The 20718-nt window shown below is 58.0% G+C and carries 19 protein-coding genes; 3 read left to right on the plus strand and 16 right to left on the minus strand.

The window, feature by feature from the left end:
• Positions 1 to 52: 52 nt before the first annotated feature.
• The 10 genes from GVM20_RS00460 to GVM20_RS00505 all read right to left on the minus strand — a co-directional run bounded on the left by GVM20_RS00460 (position 53) and on the right by GVM20_RS00505 (position 10817).
• Positions 53 to 1006: a glycosyltransferase gene (locus GVM20_RS00460; RefSeq protein WP_166545341.1), complete on the minus strand. Its 954-nt coding sequence runs from the start codon at positions 1004 to 1006 to the stop codon at positions 53 to 55.
• A gap of 4 nt (positions 1007 to 1010) precedes the next feature.
• A complete protein-coding gene (locus GVM20_RS00465; protein ID WP_166545342.1) occupies positions 1011 to 2279 on the minus strand; it encodes a glycosyltransferase family 4 protein in 1269 nt (422 codons plus the stop codon).
• On the minus strand, positions 2276 to 2932 hold the full coding sequence (locus GVM20_RS00470; RefSeq protein ID WP_166545343.1) for a class I SAM-dependent methyltransferase: 657 nt from the start codon (positions 2930 to 2932) through the stop codon (positions 2276 to 2278). Before GVM20_RS00470 ends, GVM20_RS00465 begins: the two co-directional genes overlap by 4 nt.
• Positions 2929 to 4161 (minus strand): ABC transporter ATP-binding protein, encoded by a 1233-nt coding sequence (locus GVM20_RS00475; protein ID WP_199799379.1) that lies wholly within the window; start codon positions 4159 to 4161, stop codon positions 2929 to 2931. Before GVM20_RS00475 ends, GVM20_RS00470 begins: the two co-directional genes overlap by 4 nt.
• A 14-nt stretch (positions 4162 to 4175) precedes the next feature.
• Positions 4176 to 5018: an ABC transporter permease gene (locus GVM20_RS00480; RefSeq protein WP_199799380.1), complete on the minus strand. Its 843-nt coding sequence runs from the start codon at positions 5016 to 5018 to the stop codon at positions 4176 to 4178.
• A gap of 36 nt (positions 5019 to 5054) precedes the next feature.
• The gene (locus GVM20_RS00485) at positions 5055 to 6158 is read right to left on the minus strand and encodes a glycosyltransferase family 4 protein (RefSeq protein ID WP_234031773.1); all 1104 of its coding nucleotides are present in this window, start codon (positions 6156 to 6158) and stop codon (positions 5055 to 5057) included.
• Positions 6159 to 6214: 56 nt separating this feature from the next.
• On the minus strand, positions 6215 to 6679 hold the full coding sequence (locus GVM20_RS00490) for a class II glutamine amidotransferase domain-containing protein (protein WP_199799381.1): 465 nt from the start codon (positions 6677 to 6679) through the stop codon (positions 6215 to 6217).
• A gap of 95 nt (positions 6680 to 6774) precedes the next feature.
• Positions 6775 to 7902 carry a non-hydrolyzing UDP-N-acetylglucosamine 2-epimerase gene (wecB, locus tag GVM20_RS00495; RefSeq protein ID WP_166545346.1) on the minus strand — a complete coding sequence of 376 codons (1128 nt, stop codon included), beginning with the start codon at positions 7900 to 7902 and terminating at the stop codon, positions 6775 to 6777.
• 340 nt (positions 7903 to 8242) lie between these two features.
• Positions 8243 to 10156, minus strand: coding sequence for an asparagine synthase (glutamine-hydrolyzing) (gene asnB / locus GVM20_RS00500; protein ID WP_199799382.1), 1914 nt, complete (start codon positions 10154 to 10156; stop codon positions 8243 to 8245).
• Between the two features lie 283 nt (positions 10157 to 10439).
• Entirely contained in the window at positions 10440 to 10817 is a 378-nt protein-coding gene (locus GVM20_RS00505) for a MarR family EPS-associated transcriptional regulator (protein ID WP_166545347.1), read from the minus strand.
• Positions 10818 to 11618: 801 nt separating this feature from the next.
• Here GVM20_RS00505 and GVM20_RS00510 point away from each other — a divergent pair.
• Positions 11619 to 13292, plus strand: a complete 1674-nt coding sequence (locus tag GVM20_RS00510; protein WP_166545348.1) for an ABC transporter ATP-binding protein — start codon at positions 11619 to 11621, stop codon at positions 13290 to 13292.
• 48 nt (positions 13293 to 13340) lie between these two features.
• On the opposite strand, the gene GVM20_RS00515 is transcribed toward GVM20_RS00510, so the two are convergent.
• From GVM20_RS00515 to GVM20_RS00530, 4 genes are read right to left on the minus strand one after another with little or no spacing between them, the layout of a single operon-like run.
• Positions 13341 to 14531 carry a nucleotidyltransferase domain-containing protein gene (locus tag GVM20_RS00515; RefSeq protein ID WP_166545349.1) on the minus strand — a complete coding sequence of 397 codons (1191 nt, stop codon included), beginning with the start codon at positions 14529 to 14531 and terminating at the stop codon, positions 13341 to 13343.
• Positions 14524 to 16272 carry an asparagine synthase-related protein gene (locus tag GVM20_RS00520; protein WP_166545350.1) on the minus strand — a complete coding sequence of 583 codons (1749 nt, stop codon included), beginning with the start codon at positions 16270 to 16272 and terminating at the stop codon, positions 14524 to 14526. Before GVM20_RS00520 ends, GVM20_RS00515 begins: the two co-directional genes overlap by 8 nt.
• 6 nt (positions 16273 to 16278) lie before the next feature.
• A complete protein-coding gene (locus GVM20_RS16475; protein ID WP_166545351.1) occupies positions 16279 to 16683 on the minus strand; it encodes a lasso peptide biosynthesis B2 protein in 405 nt (134 codons plus the stop codon).
• Positions 16668 to 17618, minus strand: a complete 951-nt coding sequence (locus GVM20_RS00530) for a hypothetical protein (protein ID WP_166545352.1) — start codon at positions 17616 to 17618, stop codon at positions 16668 to 16670. The genes GVM20_RS16475 and GVM20_RS00530 overlap by 16 nt, the downstream gene beginning before the upstream one ends.
• A 206-nt stretch (positions 17619 to 17824) precedes the next feature.
• Here GVM20_RS00530 and GVM20_RS16480 point away from each other — a divergent pair, with 206 nt between their 5' ends.
• Entirely contained in the window at positions 17825 to 17941 is a 117-nt protein-coding gene (locus GVM20_RS16480) for a lasso RiPP family leader peptide-containing protein (protein ID WP_353653084.1), read from the plus strand.
• Here GVM20_RS16480 and GVM20_RS00540 read toward each other — a convergent pair.
• A complete protein-coding gene (locus tag GVM20_RS00540; protein ID WP_166545354.1) occupies positions 17938 to 19416 on the minus strand; it encodes a methyltransferase regulatory domain-containing protein in 1479 nt (492 codons plus the stop codon). The two genes, GVM20_RS16480 and GVM20_RS00540, sit on opposite strands and share 4 nt — an antisense overlap.
• Positions 19413 to 19745 (minus strand): PqqD family protein, encoded by a 333-nt coding sequence (locus GVM20_RS00545; RefSeq protein WP_166545355.1) that lies wholly within the window; start codon positions 19743 to 19745, stop codon positions 19413 to 19415. The genes GVM20_RS00540 and GVM20_RS00545 overlap by 4 nt, the downstream gene beginning before the upstream one ends.
• A 186-nt stretch (positions 19746 to 19931) precedes the next feature.
• On the opposite strand from GVM20_RS00545, the gene GVM20_RS00550 reads away from it, so the two are divergent.
• Positions 19932 to 20642: a hypothetical protein gene (locus GVM20_RS00550; protein ID WP_166545356.1), complete on the plus strand. Its 711-nt coding sequence runs from the start codon at positions 19932 to 19934 to the stop codon at positions 20640 to 20642.
• Positions 20643 to 20718 lie beyond the last annotated feature (76 nt).

Below are 20718 nucleotides of genomic sequence, written 5' to 3' on the forward strand. Positions count from 1 at the left end.
CGGTACGCCAGTCGACCTAGGCCCAAGCGCGATGATAATGACCGAGGGCCGCTCAAGATCGGTCCAGACCTATTAGGCTGGCCCGACCCTCGAAGAGGCCACAGGCAGAACGCCAAGCGATCCGCTCCACTGGTCCGCGCCAGGCCCGTTGGAGAAACCATGACCGCGCCTTGCGAATGGGCAATGTCCAACGTGTTAGGGGACGCCAAGGGCACAGGCCGTGAACGGCGAGTACCTGCACCCAAGTGCGATTAGAGCTAAACGCGTAGTTTTCGAGGTATTCCTGAGTGAGGCGCTGGGCAGGTATGAGGTGGTCGAGCACGAGCTGCGGCAGATAGGCAACCCGCCATCCATTGTCGAGCAGGGTCAGGATCATGTCATTATCTTCGCCCGAGGCCAGGTCCGCTCCTCGACGCCCAAGGGCCAGCCGCGCAGGATTATCGTGGGCACCTTCGACGTAGGCCTCGTAGGCTTTGCGCCTGATTGCCATTCCAGCCCCGATTGGAGCGCAAACCGGATAACTGCGTACCGTGTCCTGCGCGCGCCATTCAGCGTATAAAGGGACATCGCCTAAATTCCGGCAGGCAAGCGAAATTCCGGTTTGCGCAAACCAATCTGGTGGGGGCACCTCGTAGCGGGGGAGGACCTTCCCGCCTATTGCCCCTAAGCGGGGATCGCTTTCAAAAGCCATTAAAACACTTTTCAAGTAGTTGGGGCGGAGTGCGTTATCATCATCGATAAATAGGATGATTCTGCCTTTTGCCTCCTGAAAGCTGCGCAGCCTAGCGTGGGTCAAGCCTAGTTGAGGCTCGCAAACGATGCGCGAATTATTGATCCCTGATGGCAATATGCTTTGATCAAGCGGTTCGCGACTCGAATTGTCGACAAGAATAAATTCGAGGTCAATCCCCTCGGCAATGTCTGCCTGCTGGGCGAGAGATGCAAGGGTGCTCGCAAGGTAATCCGCACGGGGATTGTGAGTACAAAGTACGACCGAAATATCCATGCTGTCAGTCTGCTCTGTAACGCCGAGTTGGTGGACGCTTTCGTGCGTTGGCTATCGCACGTTCGTAGGCAGCCAGTTGCATGGGCAAAATCGCTTCGGGTGCAAAACGGTCGACGACACTGGCACGTGCGGCGGCCCCTAACTGCAAACACTTCTCAGGGCAGCCAAGCAGTTCGATCAGCGCTGCCGCAATTGCTTGTGGAGCTCGATGCTCAACGAGCAGACCCGTTCGCCCATGATCAATGATTTCAGCCATTCCACCGGATGCAGATCCAACCACTGCGCGCGCAGCAGCCATTCCTTCCATGCAAGCGAAGCCTGATGCTTCCCAGTCACTGGGAAAAACGCAAATAGAAGACCGAGCCAACTCAGCCGGAATGCTCTCGTACGGCACACTTCCCACAATCTCGATGTTTGCTGCATCCGATTTTGCCAGCTCAATAACATGATGAGACAGTAGCCGGCCATCCCCGGGATGCGGAAGGATACGACCAACCAACCGGAATGTGACATCAGGATGCTGGCGCAACACGATGGGCATAGCCTTGGCGAGTTCAAGAACGCCTTTTCGAACCTCAAGCCTGCCAACAAACAGAACTATTCGCGAGCGCGGGGCCGGATCCAGTGTTAGAATTTCCGTCGTTGGCAAAAACGGCAAAGGAACAACAGAAAGCCGGTCGCCAGAGAGACCCCAGATTCTGCTGCAGTAAGTGGCCGTTGCGTTAGAATTGGCCACTATCTCGTCCGCTTGAAGAGCATGGATCCTTTCCGGATCGCTCGAAGAATCATATCGCCAAGGATCGGTAGGCAATTGCAGCCGCCTGATCGCTCCTAGCGCGAAGCGAATGCGCGGCTTCCAGCCAACATAATAGCAATTACTCTTCCCAATAGAAAAGGACGGCCCATGCAGTCGCAAAACAAAGGGGATGTCAGGAAAAGTATCGACGACAGCCCTTGCATCGCATCCATACTCCGGACCCTCAACTACATCAAATGGGTTAAGCTCGTGGGCAGCACGAAAAAATGGCAGAATCGCCTCGGGGAAATGCTCGCGAGCCCCAGGAACCTCCACAATGACGATGTTGGCATCCCGCTGATATGTCATCGCGGACGGACCAGAGCTAAAAATATGAATGCGATGACCAGCATCACTTAACATCTTTGCTACATTTATAATGTAAGTGGCAATGCCTCCGCCGGAATGCCTAAATCCTTCAAAAGATAAAATTGCAACATTTAAATTTTTTTTTGACGAAATTGGTGCAGCATTCATCTGCCACCCCTCACCAATTGGATATGCTTTGCGCCTGGCCAGACTTTCTTTCCAAAGATTTTCGCAAGCCACAAAGGAAGCTTTGGATCGTACGCCCATTCGCTACCATATTCGACTCGTTCGATTACATTCAGCCCAAACGGCCACAAAGACACATCAACTGGCCTAAATTCGCCGATACCAATGTCCATATTATAATCAGTCGCTCCTTTACTTATATTATTTACAAATATTATAAACTTAGAAATTTCTATGGATCGGTTGATAATTTTCTTTGAGGTCGCATTATCCAAATGGATGAGAACATCCTTTATAACAACGAGATCTGTTTCTGGTATATCGGCGAGGTCGGAAGGCATTATACAAAATTTCATGAAATTACTTGAAAAAGTCTTGTTATTTTTCTCAATTAAATCACTGACTACATCGTATCCGATGTACGAAAAATTTTGATTGAACTCAAATTTTCTGAAAAGCTGGAAATCTCCGCATCCTAAATCCACCATTGACTTTAAGTCTTCGGTTTTTCGAAGATTCTCGATAAAATCAAAAAGTTCTAAATTTAATTGCGATATAGAGCCGGGGCCCGACCCATTTGTCCAAGAATTTTTTTCATAAATATTTTGAAATATTGAAGCAATATTTTCGCTCATAGTAATCCCGCCTCTGGCCACAGCGATCCATATCCCCAAGCTTGCCGCAAGACTTCTGTGCAACCCAGATCAGCCGATGGAGAAATTGGGATCACAATTGCAGACTCGAACCAAGCCATCCTATTCTTGGCTTCGTTAGAAAACTCGAAATCCAACACATAGGAACCCTCCGCAAGTCGCGGCAGTTCAATCTTAATTGAGAATGAATTCGAACCTGGATCCAATGATAGCTTTCTATCACTCCCCATTCCACCAATAGAAAACGCCCCAACGGGCAAGAAATTCGAATCTTTTAAGTACACATTCAGGGATCCTGAAAATCGTTGAGGTGAGTAAACACTGCAATTTATGCGCAAATTTGTGTTAGTTTTACATATATCGTCTACGATTTTCAGTACTAATATCCAGTCGCCGTCGGAAGTCGAATTTTCACTTGAATTTTCTATCGATCTTGAAATTTTCTGATAATTATCTATCACATCGTTTACTGGGCCAGATGAATTTATTATTCCATTATTGAGTAGAATCCCATGGGTGCACAGCGCCGCGATTGCGGAGGTATTATGGCTCACAAACAACACTGTTCGTCCTACGCCAGCGACGTCCTGCATCTTTCCCAGACACTTCTTCTGAAACTCAGCATCCCCTACCGCGAGAACTTCATCGACAATCAGGATTTCTGGTTCGAGATGTGCTGCAACGGCAAAAGCGAGCCTGACATACATTCCGCTCGAATAGCGTTTGACCGGCGTATCGAGAAACTTCTCGATTTCGGCAAATGCGACTATCTCGTCGAACTTCCGACGGATATCGGCACGGCTCATGCCTAGGATTGCTCCGTTCAGGAAGATGTTCTCGCGCCCTGTGAGTTCCGGATGAAAACCGGTGCCCACTTCGAGCAGACTGGCGACCCGCCCCCTGATTTCAACCCGGCCTTCGCTAGGCTCCGTGATGCGGGAAAGGATCTTGAGCAGCGTAGACTTGCCAGCGCCGTTGCGGCCGATGATACCCACAACATCCCCGCGTCGGATCTCGAAGTCCACATTCTTGAGGGCCCAGAACTCCTCGACTTCATCACCGGAAATCAGCGGCTTGCCGCGTAAAAGATCCCGGCTCGTGCGGACCAGATTGTGCGCGCTGCGCGAAATCGCATCGCGCAAAGTTGGGACCCGTTCAGCCGCTTGGTGGCCGATAACATACTTCTTACCAAGGCCTTCGGCCCGGATCACGACATCGTCAGTTATCATACCAGGTCCGCAAAGGTCTTTTCCGTGGCGCGGAACGTCTTGATACCGACCCACAGAAGCAGGGTGGCCACCCCAAGGCTCAAGATGAAGCCCGGAACATAAAACGGCGTAGCACCCCCTAGCAGGCACCAGCGGAAGCCATCGATTACGCCAACAACGGGGTTCATTGAGTAGAGCAAGCGCCACTCCTCTGGAATGATACTGGAAGAAAAACCGACCGGCGAAACGTAGAGGCCAAACTGCACAACAAAAGGCACGATGAAGCGAAAATCCCGGTAGCGCACATTCAACGAGGCCATGATCAGTGCCGGCCCCAATGCGGTCATTATTGCAAGCAGGATGAAGGCCGGTAGCAGAAGTATCCGCCAGTCCGGCAGGGCGCCGAAAACAACCATCATGCCAATCAGCAGGACGAAGGTGATAGCGAAATCCACGAGCGCGACAAAGGAACTCGCTACCGGCACGATTAAGCGCGGAAAATAGACCTTGCTGATTAAGTTACTATTCTGGACGAGGCTACCAGAACCGTTGCCGAGCATGGTCGAGAATAGAAACCACGGCAGCATTCCCGCCATCACCAAAACCGGGTAGGGCGCGCCCCCTTCGCTGGGCAATTTCGCGAGATTACCGAAGATGCCTGTAAACACGAGCATAGTCAGCAAGGGACGGATGACGGCCCATGCCGCGCCGATCACGGTCTGCTTGTATTGGACCGAAACGTCTCGCCACGCCAGAATAGCGAAGAGCTCACGATAGGCCCAAAGATCGCGCCAGTAGTGCCGCTCGGCATGGCCCGCTTCGAGCACTAAGAGCGGCTCGCGCCTGCGCGTATCTGCCACTTGTCGCGGTGACTGGATCAAGCTCTTCATCACCATTCAGATAGCTGTATTTGAAGCGGCACGTTGGCCGGCATCAAGGACCAGCGCAATTTGCGCGGCAATTGCGTTCACAAAGCTTTTCCTACCAAAGCGACGATCAATCTCTTGCGCCAAACGTTTTGGCCGCTGTCCACAAGTGCGTATGGCGTCCTCCAGGGCCTCAGGGAACTGGTGCTCTGAGACACATGCCCCAAGGTCCCCATCGGCCAGCGCATCGGGAGCGCCGCCAACAGCGAGCCCAATGGCCGGCGTACCGCAAGCCATGGCCTCTAGGAAGGCGATGCCAAAGCCCTCCCCAGTCGAAGGTAGGGCAAACAAGTCAGACGCTCGGTACAGATCGGGGAGATCCGCATCGTCGACTTTACCTAAGAAGCGCACGTGCGAGGAAACGCCGAGACCATCGGCAAGATCTGCCAGCCGCTCATGATCGGGCCCAATGCCAGCAATAAGGTAGATTGCCCGATATCCTTTCGCCAGAAGCCGGGGCAATTGCTGAATAACCCTATCGTGCCCCTTATATCCATGCCGGGCATCCAGACGCGACACCGTCAAAAGGGCAATCTCCCCCCCAAGGCCAAAGCGACGGCGCGCAGCCTCACGGTCGCCGGGGCAAAAGGCAGCTCTGACCGTATTGTTCACGACGACGACCTTTTCAGGGGCAATCTTGAGCTGCGCAAGCGCCTGCGCGCGCGTATGCCGGCTGACGGTCAAAACAAGGTCCGACTTCTCGAGGGCCGCGCGTAGCTTGGATGGCACCGGTTGCCATATCTCTGTGCCGTGCAATTGGCTAATAAGTTTCGCGCCAACTATGCGCGCAAGCAGGGCCGAAAGAGGAGTGTGGTATATATGGCCGTTAAAGATAATGGTGGGCTTGGTGCGCAAAGCCGCTACTAACGCGCGCAGGGCATAAGCCAAGCGTGCCTTGATTGCGTTCATCTGCACTAGACCGTTGGGGACCGAATTGACAGCTCCCGGGGCGATCCTAGGCAGCACAATCGCAGAATGCACGAGGCCCGACTGCGCCACTGCCGACAGGAAATCCCTGTTGTATTGGGCGATGCCACCGTGGCCACCAAAGGCGTCAGTCACCAAGGCAAGCATGGTCGCGTTTGCACCCGACTGGTAGACTGTGTGCCCCACTTGGTGTCGCGATGTGCTCACCGGCCGTTGGCCGTGTAGAGGGGCCTGATACTGTTGTGATCTCGGGCAAGAAACAGGCCACGGGCCCGATTATCCCAGATCGCGAATTCCAACATGTCACGAAGTCTTTGGACCATTTCGGCGCTCTTGAGGGCGTATAGGTGTAAAAGTACTTCGGTATCCGATGTCGTTTGGAACTTTCGACCCTGCGCTTCGAGCGGCCCTCGTAATTCCGGGTATTTGTAGATCTCCCCGTTGAACACTACACCATAGCGGCCACAGGCACTGGTCATCGGCTGCCCGACGCGGCCCAACAGGTTGAAAATGGCCAGATGACGATGGCCAAGACCCAGCCGCCTGCCTTCGCTCCACCATTCACCAAGGCCATCCGGCCCACGGGCGGCCATATGATCTCGCGTGGCAAGCAACTCCGCCCGGTTCGGCGAGTCAGCCGATCGATTGTACGCGAACATCCCGTTCACGCCGCACATAAAGAAAAAAACGCTAAGATGCAATCGAGAGTGCCCTTACCAAAGCAGAGCAAGTCAGAATTTTTAATGGTGGTGGGATGGTTGAACTAGACATGCTGCTGTATACTCTCGGCCAACAGTATCTCGGCGATCTTCTGGCTGGCCGTACCATCGCCAAACGGGTTCTTGGCCTCAATCATCAAGCGATATATTTCACGATTATTGGCAATCCGATTGAAGGTATCGACAATCTTTAAACTATTGGTTCCAACCATCACATTGCACCCCGCTTTGATCGCTTCGGGCCGCTCGGTCGTATCACGCAGAACTAGTACGGGACAGGAAAAGCTTGGCGCCTCTTCCTGAATTCCGCCCGAATCGCTCAACGCGATGAACGAGCGCTGCATCACGTACAGCAGGTCGTGATAGCTCAGCGGCTCGAGCAACCGGATGTTCGGGATCTCGGCCAAGCTCTCCATCACAATATCGCGTACGTTTGGATTGGGGTGCACTGGCCAGACGACCAGCAGATCAGGCCGCTCGGTTGCGATCTGCCGTACCGCCGCGATGATCGACCTGATCCCTTCGCCGAAGTTCTCGCGCCGGTGGGCGGTGACCAAAATAATCTTACCGTGCGCATACTCCAATTCCGGCACGGCAGCACTCAACATCTCGGACGGTGGTTGGTTTTGGGCCGCGATTGTCAGCGCCGCGTCAATCGAGGTGTTGCCGACGACGTGAACGCCGTCGTGGATGCCCTCGGCGGCTAAGTTCTCTGCTGCTGCATCGGTCGGAGCGAAATGCCATCGAGAAGTTATCGAAACAGCCCTTCGGTTGAATTCTTCAGGGAACGGCGCCAAAAGATCGCCCGAGCGCAGGCCGGCCTCTACATGCGCACTGGAAATCCCACGATAAAACGCCAGAAGCGAGCCAACGAAAGCACTCGCAGTATCGCCTTGCACGATTACAAGATCGGTATCTTCTGGAAGCACTCCGTCCAAGCCAGTCATGACCCGCGCGGTTAAGCCAGCCAACGTTTGGTTCGGCTGCATAACGTTTAGCGAAATGTCAGGACTGCAGCCAAAGGTCCGGAACACGTCATCGACTAGTTCACGATGCTGGCCAGTCAGGATTAGTGTCGCCTTCACGCAATCGCGTTTGCGAAGTTCCAGATAGAGAGGGAGTAGCTTGATTGCTTCAGGTCTTGTTCCCAAAATGATGACAAAGTGCTTCATTCTCAATCCTTGGAGCGGCCTCGCCGCGATGCGGATCTACTAGCTGGTGTTGATCTAGCGCCTAGGTAGGTTCTGCAAGTGAGGGATATAGACACCAAGGCTTGATGGAGACGAGGCAAAATAGAGTGCGTATCATGAGCGCGAATGTCCTTCGGCGCTTTCAACTAAGGACAGTTCATATGGCTACAAGCATGGAATGAAGTCGTACTGCCAAGATTCGCGACGCGATGACCGAGAGCACTGCATCCAATCCCGCTCACGCCCGATAACCCCGAAAATTGGCCTGAAGCATTTGCACCCGCCTGTCGGCCCCGTTGGGGAACGCTCTGAAAAGGTGCACTCATACTGGAACTGATTCAAGATCACCCATTCCGGCAACTGCGACATATGGTTGCGTAACAGCGGTAACGATCTTCCGCTGATCCCGAAAGCTGTCCAATACCCCGCGTGCCCATCGCCGTGATGTGAGGCCGCGGTTCACGCTTGCCTGTTCACCTTCTTCAGAGAGCCATGTTGCCAAAGGCGTGGTGAACCCGGTCTTTGGCGCGTTGACAAGGCTGGAGGGCAAGGGGGGGTTTGGGGCATTGGACAAAAAGCGCTTGCCGTCACCGGGCTTCAGGCTGGGCAGAAGCGGACTGACTTCACGAAGTAAATCGATATCAACGAGAGGCGTTCTAATCTCAACGCCGTGGGCCATCCCGGCCCAGTCTGCATCGCGCAGCAACTGGTTGCGCAGGTATTGTGAACTTTCGAGAGCCGCCACCCGCGAAACCCGAGACTTGGGAGCCGGGCTCATCGAGGATTGCAGCGCGCCAAGAATATCCAATCGCCGCAGGCCTTCGCTTACGAGTGCAGGCTCGAGCATGTCGCTTAGCTCAAACGGCAAGAAAATCGCACGCCGCAGCAGATAGGCTCCCGGATAAGTTCCACCATACTCGCCCAAGCCTGCAACCTTGGGACGGGATTTGGCCAGTTGCAGCAATTGCGCGGCACCTCGCCAGGCGAGGCCGATGCCGGGTATCGCTGCGGGCAGAGCAAAGAGCTGCACGGCGCGGGGAACATCAGTGAAACTCGGATAGCCGGCCAGTAATTCGTCGCCGCCAACCCCCGAGATGGCTACTTTGAGGCCCTGCTCGGAGGCAGCCTTGGCGACGAACCAGGTGTTGACGCCGTCGATGCTGGGCTGATCCATCGCCTCCAAAATCGCTGGCAAGTCGGCGCAAAACTCTTGCCGACGCACAATCCTAGTCGCGTGCTCAGCCCCGTAGAGGTCTGCAACTTGACGAGCGCCGCTTGTCTCATCGTCAGCCGTGCCCTGGTATTCATCATAGCCCAGGGTCAGCGCGCGCATCTTATCGTGACCCGCCTCGCGGCTGAGGCCAAGCAGGGCGCCGCTGTCGACGCCCTTGGACAGGAATATGCCAACCTCGACGTCTGCCAACAGGTGTGCGCGAACACTGTCCTTTACCGCCGCTCGGACGCACTCTTGGGCTGCGGAGGCAGGCGCAGGTGCGTCGGCGCCCGCGGAAAGAATGGCGCTGATTGAGCAGTAGCATTGCGGCTCTCGCGGCCCCGCCGCGTCGACATATTGCGTGTGTCCGGCGGGAAGCTGGCGGATCTCGCGATAGAGCGTGAAGGGCTCCGGCACGCTGCCCCAGATGTGGAAGCCAACAACACCGGCAGGCTCCGGATCGCGCGAGACCTTGCCGCCAGCCAACAGCGCCTTCACTTGGCTGGCGAAGCGGAACGTCCAGCCGTCATTGGCGGTGTAGAGGGGCTTGATGCCGTAGGCGTCACGAGCGAGAAACAGCCCCCGCGCCTCGTTATCCCAAATCGCGAAGGCGAACATGCCCCGAAGATCATGGACCATGTCTGCGCCCTTAAGGGCGTACAGGTGCAAGAGGACCTCGGTATCCGACGTGGTCTGGAAAGACCGCCCTTGCGCTTCAAGTTGCTCGCGCAAGATGGGATAGTTGTAGATTTCGCCGTTGAAGACCACAACAAAACGGCCACACTCACTTACCATTGGCTGGCTGGCACGGTCCGACAAATCAAGGATCGATAGGCGGCGATGGCCCAGCCCCAATCGGCGATCGCCATTCCACCATTCACCAAAGCCATCTGGGCCACGGGCGCGCATATGATCACGCGTTGTGAGCAGTTCGGATCGATCGGGCAGATTGGCTGAATGATTATAGGCGAATATGCCGTTCATACCACACATGCAGGAAGCCTTGCTGATGGGCGACACCATGCGTGCCCCCTCACCTTGTTAGCTTACCAGACTAACTGGCTCCAAGACAAAAATCATTCCACATGCTAAAACCAATTCAGTCCACTTTCTTTGGATTGTGCTGGCGAGCACAGTATAACTTGAGCGCAATGTCAAAAACGTCTTCCCGCTGTCGTAATTATCAATGCGGCCGGCCAAAGTGACTTACTGGACTCCAGCAATTCCCCCCCACGCCCGATAAGCCCGAGTGAGGACCTTATGCGCAAGCAGCGCGAAGGCAGGCGCAGCGTCGATTCTCCACGCCTCATTCTGCGCGCTGCTCTGTGGCTGGCTCGCGAGGATCCGAGGCGGGCAGTTCCGCGCCCAGCTCCTCGATCTCGCGGCGCAGCGCCTCGTATTCGGCGCGCCGACGCGCCAGGAAACTCCGAGTGATCGCGCCCTTGGCGGCCAGTCCGCCGGGCGTTAGCACATAGGCATAGCGGCGCTTGTCAGCCGCCTCGCGAAACCGGCCGAGCTTGATGAAGCCCTTGTCGATCAAACCGCGAAGCACGTAATGCGTGGCGCCCAAGCTGAGCCCCAACTCGTCGGCCAGCTGGCGCTGCGAGAGGGTCGGATCGCGCTCAAGCAGGCGCATCACCTTGAATTGTGCATCCTCTTGGAGATGCTCGCGGCGGGCGCTCACATCCGGTCCATTGCGATAAGGCTACCGCACGGTGTCAGCCTGCAGGCCCACCGGATATAGATTGCGAAAACTTGTGAGGCTGGCAGAGACAGCATTGCGTTCAATTTTGAACAATACGGCTTGCAAGCCGCATTGCAACAGCCTTGTGTGTGATATGAGCCGTGCCGGGTAAAAGTTCCACTATGGCGTTGCCTTGGCTGCGCGCGGTCGGCACCAATTTGGCATCCCTGTGACGCAGGACCCGCCCGCAGCGTTAGGCTGAACAGCGACGCGCGTGCGCCGAGCTGCTTGCATTCGGGCGGGAAACCCAGGGTCATCAGGTCCGGCAGCGTCACCCAGCTCCCGATTGGTGGGGCTTTTTTTGCCTCGCACCGCGAGGCCCGCCTCCCAAGGACGGGCGCCGCTGTCCCGCGCCGCGTTGCACGCGATTGATCGGCGCCGCGCGCGATCCAGCACGCGATTGCTCAGCGGCGCGCTTCGCAGTAGCAAGGTCCAGGTGACCCAAAAAGCAAGTGCCATTGAGCAGCTGTACGCGGCAGCCCTGTGCAGCCAACCTCGTCGGCGGCGCAGGAAGTTGTGCTCGCCTCGGATCAAGGCACGCCGCACCCTATCAGTAACGCGATCACGCACCGCTATGGTCTGTGACGGGAGCGCAGTAACTGACGGCCGCGCAGCGCCCCCGGAACCAGTCACGTTTTCACCGTCCAGACCGCAGTACCACCTATGCTGGCCTCAAAGGAAGGCTCATGGCGGACGCAAGGGCATGAGGCCCGAGAGCTCTCATGGCTGGAGTGCCGCCTGATGGATCTCGCCGCACTCTTAGTTTATGCGCGCCCCTACCGCAGCCGACTGGCTCTCGTCGTGGTGATCTCTTTGCTGGGATCGCTCGCCGGGCTGGCGATCCCGTGGCTAGCAGGACAGCTGCTTGGCGGCATCATTGAAAGCGGCTCCATCGCTGTCGTCACCATCACCCTACTGCTGGTCGCGGCGCTGCTCGTGCTGACCTCCCTCACTTTCGCCAGCGCCCTGGTATCGGCTGTTGTCGCAAACCGCATCCAGGCCGATTTCCGGCGTGACATCTACGCCCATATGCAGCGCCTGCCGCTCACCTTCTTCGACCAAAGCCGGCAGGGTGACCTGCTTGCTCTGATGACATGGGAAGTGTCGCGCCTCAGCGCCTTCATATCGGGGACACTGACCGCCGTCCCGGCCGCCCTGCTGACCGGCGTCGGCGCGTTGGCGGTCCTGTTTGCAATCGACCCGCTGCTCGCCGCCTTGATCCCACTGCTGGTGCCTGCCTACTATCTGACGCTCAAGCTCATCGGCCGGCGGCTAAGATCGCTCGCCCAGAGGGTGCAGGAGGCCGAGGCGGGCATTTTTGCAACCGCCGAAGAAGACCTCGAAATGCTGCCCGCGATCAAGTCTTTCGCCCGGGAAGACATGCGCCTCGCGGCCTACACGCAGCGCCTCGAAGAGGCGCGTGATCTCAGTGTCCGCGAGGCGGGCATCTACGCATTGCTGGCCCCAGCGATGAGCCTGGTGACCGCACTGGCCGCCATCGCCCTCATCCTGCTCGCCGGGCAGAGCGTGGCGGATGGCGGCATGACGCCGACCGACCTGTTCAGCTTTATGCTCTACGCGGCGCTGCTGACGCGTCCCGTGGGGGCACTCGCCAATCTCTACGGTCAGCTGCAGACGGCAAAGGGGACCCTCGCACGACTGCAGCGTGTCCTCGCCGAGGGCGAGGAGCCTGGCTATGCCGCGCAAGGCCGCCTAGAGAGGTGCCGCGGCGAGATCGCCTTTCGCGACGTGTGGTTTTCCTACCCGGGTCGGCATGGGACACTGCAGGGTGTAACTGTCGAGATTGCCCAAGGCGAAGTGATCGCGCTGACCGGCGAGAACGGCTCTGGGAAGTCGACCCTCGTCAACCTCCTCCTCGGCTTCTACCAGCCCGAACGCGGCGAGATTGCCCTCGACGGCGTGGACATCGCGAAGCTCGATGTCCGGAACCTTCGCGATGCGATTGGCTATGTCCCGCAACGCCCACTGCTGTTCAACGGCAGTGTGCGGGAGAATATTGCGTTCAGCCTCGAGGGCGTGACGCAGGCAAATATCGAAAAGGCAGCCTGCTTAGCGCAGGCGCTGCCGTTCATCAAAGGCCTCCCGTCAGGTTTCGAGACCCAGATCGGGGATCACGGCGTCCGCCTGTCGGGAGGCCAACGCCAACGGATTGCCCTGGCGCGCGCCCTCCTCAAGGATCCCCCCATCCTGATCCTCGACGAGGCAACCTCAATGTACGACCTCGAAGGCGAGGCGGCCTTTGTCGAGGCCTGCAAGACGGCCCTGTTCGGACGGACGGTCATTATCATCACCCATCGCCCCGCCAGCCTTGCCCTGGCAGACCGGACCATTCACCTTGCCAACGGTAGCATTGCCGAAGTCAATGGAGAGCCGGCACGCAAAGATGGCCTTTAGAAAGCGGCAGCCCCTGATGCAGATTTCCTGGGCAGTGTGCCCCCGCAGTCAAGATTTCTTGTGCCCCTCGAACAAGGCGGATGGAGTAGGCGGCCGTCCGCGAAGCGTCTGCCAGGCAAGCCGGAACGGTCGCGTCAGGCGGTAGACCCACCACCATCTTGGCGGCAGTGGCAGAGCCTCATAGTCGCTTATGGTGCGGGTGGTGAGCAGTCCCCACCAGACCCTCGCCCGCTGAAGGGCGGTCTCGCAGAGGCGAAACGAGCCCATGAGATCATCGGCGAGGCGGCGCTCTGCCAAGGCATGATAACCGATGATGATACGCTCCACATCGTCGACAATCCGCCGACTCTGGCGTGCCTTCGCCACCAGATCCTGATCCAGCACGCGGCCAAACAGACGTTCGACCATTAGGAGGGCTGTCAAAAGGGCGCCCAAGCCTCCCTTGTCTTGCGCCCGGCGCGCGGCCTTGTCCCAGTCAAAATCGGGAAAACTGGCGGAGAACTTTGCAAAGTCGAGAGCCCAGCCGAACGAGGCCCACCCCTCTTTCTGCCCATGTCCGGCAAGGATCAGGGCCAGGTCTTCGATGCTCGGTGCTGGCACACGCACTCCGCCAAGGGCAAGCATGGTGCGGTTGCGCATGACCTCGGCGGCGTCGACCGGGAAATCCAGATTGCCGACAAAGTTCCAGTGCAGGTCGACGACCGACCCACTGTCACGGTGGCGGAACATGTGCTGGCCCGCATAGTCGAAAAACGCCCGCCGGAAGAGCCGGTCGGCGATGACCGGAAGGTAGCCAGAGGCCTCGAGCAGGTCTGCCACCCTGTCCCTGTCCTCAAGGGAAACCAGCAGGTCGATGTCGTTGAACTCTCGAAACTGCGCAGCGCCATAAACCTGCTCGCCAAGAACGGCGCCCTTGAAGAAGACGGCCGTGACACCCTCAGCTTCAAGAGCGTTGGAGAGGGACACAATCTCGGCCGTCTTCTGCAGAACGGCAAAGGCGTGCCCCCTCGTGAAGTCGGCCAGGTCTGCCACCAACCAGGGCGGTGGCAGGCAGCTTTCTGGCAGCCGTTTCAGCGACTGTGCCAAAGCCGGCCGAACGCCATGGAAGCCGCAGAACCGCCACGCTGCCTGCCAATCGTCTGGACAGACCTCCCCTTGGCGAGGAGCCCACGAAAGGGGGGTCAGTAGCCTGACGGTTGCGTCCATCGGATCCCGCTGGGCGATCTGACGGCTAGCCATGCTGCACTCTGAGCCAATGGTGGAGGATCGCTACACGCGTGAGCGCATAGATATCGGGGTGGGAGGCGGGATCTTCAGGCAGTTTTTCCAGATCGACAAAGTCTTCGATGGCATCTCCCGGCCGCGGCATCGCCGGCAAGTGCCTCCGTAGAAGTTCCGCTGTGTCATCCCTGTGAAGCGGGGTCTTGGGACGACGCAAGATCTCTTCCGGCAATTTCCCCTCCATCGCGCGGCGGATGAGCATCTTGCGGCGCGCCCAAGGGATTGGCGGAGTCGCCAGCAAGAACTCGAGCACGCGCAGGTCCATGTAGGGGTGACGCCATTCGATCCCCAGCCTTTCCCCTTCCGCGTCAAAGCGCTCAAACATCAATTGCCACAATGGGCTGGAAAGGCCGCGGTGCGCCCTTGGGCGCCAGTCGCATGCCTGATTGTCTGGGTTGGGAGAACCTTCACAGCGCACCCAGTTGGGCTCCGGCCAGACACCCTCGCGATGCCGGTGCCCACAAAGCCCCAGACGTGTCTGGAAGGAGGTTGTCCAGTCGGCGAGGGGCTTGGTCGCAAGGTAATTTACGACCACCGCAGGCAAGCGGCCCCATTGCCGATGGCGGACCAGCCATTTGAGGTGCATTTGCCACTCGAAGGTGAGGGCGTTGTCTGGCCCCTCGCCATAGAACCAGCACGCCGCCTGGGCGCGCATGGCCTGCGTGTCAGCAAAGTACGCCGGAGGCGTGAGAACATCCAAGCTGGGTTCGGGTGGCGCGGTCGCCCTGGCCGACCACTGGGGATCAATCCGCATTGAAGTGCCGTCGAGTACAGTTTGTTCGATGCCAAGATACGCGGCAACGGTGGCGCTCGCCTGCGCCTCCGGGTCGGCCTCGCCGCCCACAAGCCAGGTGCGAGCAACAATCTTGAGACCGGGTGCCCCAAGCTCCAGCGCCTTGGCCGCGAGCGTCGAAGAATCGAGCCCACCGCTGAGCATTATGCCGAGCTGGCCGCTCGGCAGCCGATCGCGCATTGCGGCATCAAGCCGGGAATGAAATTCCACTATATAGTCTGACCGGGATTTCAGGTGCAAAGGCTGAGCTACTTCAAGCGCCCAATACCTCTCCGTGATGAGGCCGTTGGGGCCCAGCGAGAGCAGATGCGCAGGCGGCAACCTAGAAATGCCGGCATAGACCGAGCGGGCCGGATCCTCACATAAGCCTGATCGCAAGAAGTTGGAAATCCACACCGAGTCGAGTTCGCCAGCATCGGGAGCGGCGACGGCGCAAAGGTCCTGCATCGATCCGGCTATCCAGCAGGCTTCCCCGCGCCGACACCAGGCAAGCATCCTAACGCCAAACCTGTCTCTCGCACAAACAAGCTCACGCGTGGTATCATCATAGATCACGAAGGCAAAATCGCCGTGGATATAATCCACAAACCGCTCGCCCCACCTAGCATAGGCCAACAGGCAGAGCTCTGCATCGGGCAGCCTTGCAAGCTGGTTGCCCTGATCAGTCGCCAAGCTCGCGCACAATTCTTTCCGCCGATCGAGCCTGACCCTGCCTACGATTAGGCAGTCGCCAGCATCGCCGCGCCTGAGCCGGGCCGTCGTGGCCAGCGGCGACAGACAAACGGCGCCGCCTTTGCTGTGATCCCCGGGGTCGAACCACACGACAGGGACACCGCCAGCAGCCCGCAGGAGGGGTGAAGGATCGGTTTGGCCAGCTTGTGCCGAGGCAAGGACGAGGAAAGCCATGCGGGTCTACTTCCCGCTCTGCCAGCTCGCGAGCACGGAAAATTCCTCTGCCTCCTGCCCGCCGCCCTCAAGGGTTTCATCACCGCAGACGAGCCACGCGTGGGCCTCGAAACCCTTGCCGGTACGCCCGACCCCAATCCGAAGTTCCGACGGATGGCCATATCGCGACAGCAGGTACTGCAGCGCGAGAGCCCTGATGAGACAAGTCCCTCCGAGGCGGCGAGAGGCCCGCCGGAATGCGAGCAGGACCTCATCGCGGTCACGCGAGCGCCTGCCGTGTTTCGTGGCCCAAGCCTGCAAATCCTCGACTGGCGCGACTCGCAATCTCCAGCGAGCCTGCAGGAGGGCCACTGCCGCCTCTGCAGCCAAAAGCACGTCACGAGGTGATTGGCGGATCAACCCGCGTTGCATTTCGACAAGATCGTCTCTTCGAGGGTTCGGACAACATCGGGGAGGATATCATGACGCCGCGGATAATGAAGGGCGTAGACAGGCAGCTTTTGCGCCAGGCGCCTGGCAAATTTGAATTGCCGGGCCAACCGGTCGGCAGTCTGAAGTCGGTAATTCATTGTAGAGGAGGTGAGCGTCTGGAACAGTTCGAGCCCCTCGAGACGGCGCAGTTCGATTTTGTCTGGCGCCCCCTCGCGAGGCGGCGCCAGAAAGATCAGTGCATCCAGGGGACGATGCGCGCGGAGGGATGCCGGGGCGGCGAGGTCGAAGAGATACTTCTGGGACACCGGGTTCCATTTGCCCTTGTTGACCGACGCGGTCAGGTGACGCGCCGCTGCCTCTTCGAAGAGCTTCAAACGAGGCTGACCTGGCTCGGCATAATGCACGCCGTTATTCTCGGTGATGCGCAGCATGTCGTCCGTGACAAGTTCGGCCCCGCAACCAATGAGATGCGCCGTCAAGGTCGACTTTCCTGCGCCGCTGGGACCGAGGAAGCCCAGACCCGCGCCGCGATACTGGACGACGGTTGAATGCAGCACCTCCTCGCCCTGAAGGAGGAGGCAGGCAGACACGGCAAAATTACCCACATAGGCCTCGAATGCAGTCGGATACGTCTCGTTCTTCACCCGGTAAATTACCGAGCGCCCTTCGGCATTGATCCAGAACCAGAGCCAGTCCCTCCACTCGATTTCCACGCCGCCTCCGGAGTAGACGCGCAAGGTCACCCAATCATCGCCGTCTTCCTGGACAATTTGCCCCGCACCAACGGCCGGCCAAGCACCTTTGCATTCCTCAAGCTGGAAACGAAGCGGTTCCCCGATGGGAGCAGAAGGCAATTGGAGCTCGATGTCGGAACAAAATGGCACGCCAAAAAGTGTGTAACGATATCGCCTCAATTGGTTCCTCCAATGCGGTCGCTAGACTTGATGGGCCAGCCGTCTTTTACATAGATTTGCCTCATGCATCTGGCGCTAGCACGAAGTGGAACATGGATCCTGATGGCCATTGATTGACCGCACACAACCAGATAGAAGACGGACTACGATTTTGGAGTACGCGTCACATGACTAAAATACCTCAGAAAAATTCCGACCGCAGCCAAATGGAATATTCGACTCCCCGCCTCGTCGAATATGGCACACTCAGAGATGTCACTCTGAATGTTCTTAATGGCAAAGGTAAGAACGATAACGCTCAGTCATCAAACAAGACTAGTTAGATTTTATTGAACCTTGTTAAAGCAAGAGTTTGGTAAATTTTTACAAGGCAAGCGAAATTTGCTGCATATTTTAGCGTTTGAACAGCGGATATTTTTTGTTTCCCTTGTTCGCGAATTGCCAGCCTCGACATAAGCTCTTGGGGCTGGTTGGCATAAGCGATCAGTTCTTCGTCGAGGGCTGATAGATTCGCCGCAGAGCCAATAGCGGGTGATACTCGCAACTGCTTTTGCTTTTCGCGGAAAAGAGTGGCGCAAAGAAAGTCGTCTAGCCTCTCACTCGAAGTCCGGGAGGCGGCGCAGTCACTCGCTGCAACCGGGTGGGTGAAGCCATTGTTCAAGGCTACGCAGAGCGCAGCAAGATCCTGCCTATCGCCTGTTGCCTCCCCCCCGCTGCGCAAAAGCTCTCCAATACGCAATCGCGAAGGAGTATGGCTCTCCAGCTTTTCGAGGAGCGTCCTGACTTGGTCTGCAATTCCCTGGGCCTCGGGATCCGCGGGGGACACATCGACTTCATCGGGCACCGCAGTCAAGGCGATGACCTGATCGTTTAGCTCTCCGACCGTAGCCAAGCGCGCGGAGCCGAGCGGTGCGCGCACAAAAAGGTCCGAGCGGAAGGACCGGTCAAGTCGGAAATCGCGCAGCGTTTCCTCCAGGACCAGGTCTGCCTCATTAACTTCCGCCCCCAGGGTTACGATCCTCTGGGGATCAAGGTAAGCCGACCCGCAGAATTCTAGCCCGATCTGCTTCATCTGCGCCGAAACTTCACACAGGAGCTCGGGCCTCCAGGAGGCTACGGTATATTCGTGGAGAAGGTAGGGCGACTTGCCCCCCAGAATCCGGTCGAGACGCTCTCTCGCTTTCGGGTAGCCGTCGAAGTGGTTGCCCGGCTCTTCTGCTACATTGCTAAGATAGCCACGGGCCAAGTCAAACCGCTCGCCCTCCGAGAGGGATGAGTCCATTGACGCCGTGACCGCATGCAGGAGACGCTGGACCGCTATCCCGGACGCTGCCCCTGGCAGGGCGTTGTAGCTGATATAGAGCAGCCCGCCCGGAGCCAGCCTTTCATCCAGGAACCGGAGGACCGCCTCTCGGGTCCCGTCGGCAATCCATGACCAGATGCCGTGGGCAACAATCACGTCGAACTGGGGCAGGTCACGCCGCTCGGCCAACTGCTCGAACGAGTCGCCTAGGAGATGGATGTTAGCACCGGACGCCTCGGCCATTTGGCGGGCGAAGGCAACATGCTCCGGGTTGTAGTCGTTACCCCAGTATTCTCCCGGGTTCGCCGCCGCATGGACGTTGAGTGAGACGCCTTGCCCGAAGCCAAGCTCGAAGTAACGAAGCGTCTCACCCGCCGGGAAAGGAACGCCGCGCGACAGGGCAACGAGACGGAGCCAGGTCGGCGACAATTGCCGATAGTAGCCGAAGGTGTAGCCCGACCGGACGCCGTATCCGTCGACTTCGGCGGTGGTCACACTGCACTTTCCTGTACCTGCAACAATCCCCGCTCCGACAAGGTCTCGAGGAAAGCAGCCACATCGCTCCGGCACTGCTCTGCCTCAACATCGTATTGTGCCATCACGGCAATCACGATGTCGGCGAAGCTTTGCGGCGTTTCGAGTTCACGCCAGACCGCCGCCGCAACATCGGTCAAACCGAAGTATAGCTTTGACCCGAGGTTGAGGATGGCGATTTCGCCATCTAGCTCGCACGACAGCTGCTCGGGGGCTCGGACGAAACGCAGATTGGAATTCGCGAAGTCCATTTGATCTCCAAAGATGAGCAAGGGAAAGGCTTTGGCCATCAACCGTTGGCTCGAGCCATGCAAGTGGCCTAAACTAGGCCAGCAGGCAAGAGGCCAGCCACGGTGGCCGGGCGCTCTACATTCCGCTTGCTCAGCCACGCCTTGACTTGAAGGCTTTCAGTTTAGCCTTGACGCCTCGCCCTGCAGGAAGCCACGTGGTCGCAGTCGTCGGTAAGGGATCATTCCATGGAAGTGAGGGAGAAACATTGGCTGAACCCCAATTTTCTGGCGCCCAATGTCCTGGAGGTCGAAATCGACCCGGCAACCTTCTCCGCGGCATTCGGCCTGGTGCCAGAAATCCAGTCTGTCGAGGCGGGTTCAAGAGAACTTGCGCTCGGCGGCGGTCTCCGCTTCAGCGTCAAGTCGATGGCTTCGTTGTGGGCGAGCGACATCCTCTGGATCTCGCAGGATGACATGGCGACGTATAACTTCTTCAACGCCATGTTCCGCGCTTCGGGCATCGCCGAGAAGGTCGCCCACCGCGTCGATCACGATCACGATTTGCGGCTCTATTCAGGCTTCTTTGTCACCCGCAGCAAGTGCGAAAAGCCCGACTTTCACGAGGATTGGCTAGAGGCGAACAATGACGCCTTCACCTTCCTCATGCCGCTGACCGCAAATTGTGGAGAGGTGGGCCTCACTTACGCCAATGCGCGAGGCGGTGTGGCGCACTATGCGTACCAGATGGGCAAGGGGCTGATCTTCGGGGATCACTTCGTCCACGCGACTGCTGCGGGGCAGACCAGTCAGCGGTGCGTCCTCTTGTCCTTCACCTTCGGCACAGACAGGATGGATAACTGGCCGCGCATTGCCGAGACGGCGGCAGCCCAAGGCCGTCTGCATTGCCGGCCCGACGGGGTGGTCATGCGCGGGGACAAAGTCGTCGGCACCGTGTGAGGGCCTCCGCCAGCGAGCAGACGGGCAGGGAGCAGATCGCGACAGGCTTTCAGGTAAGCGGCGGCCCTGCCAGCAT

It is taken from the genome of Porphyrobacter sp. SLTP (assembly GCF_009905735.1).
GTDB lineage: Bacteria > Pseudomonadota > Alphaproteobacteria > Sphingomonadales > Sphingomonadaceae > Erythrobacter.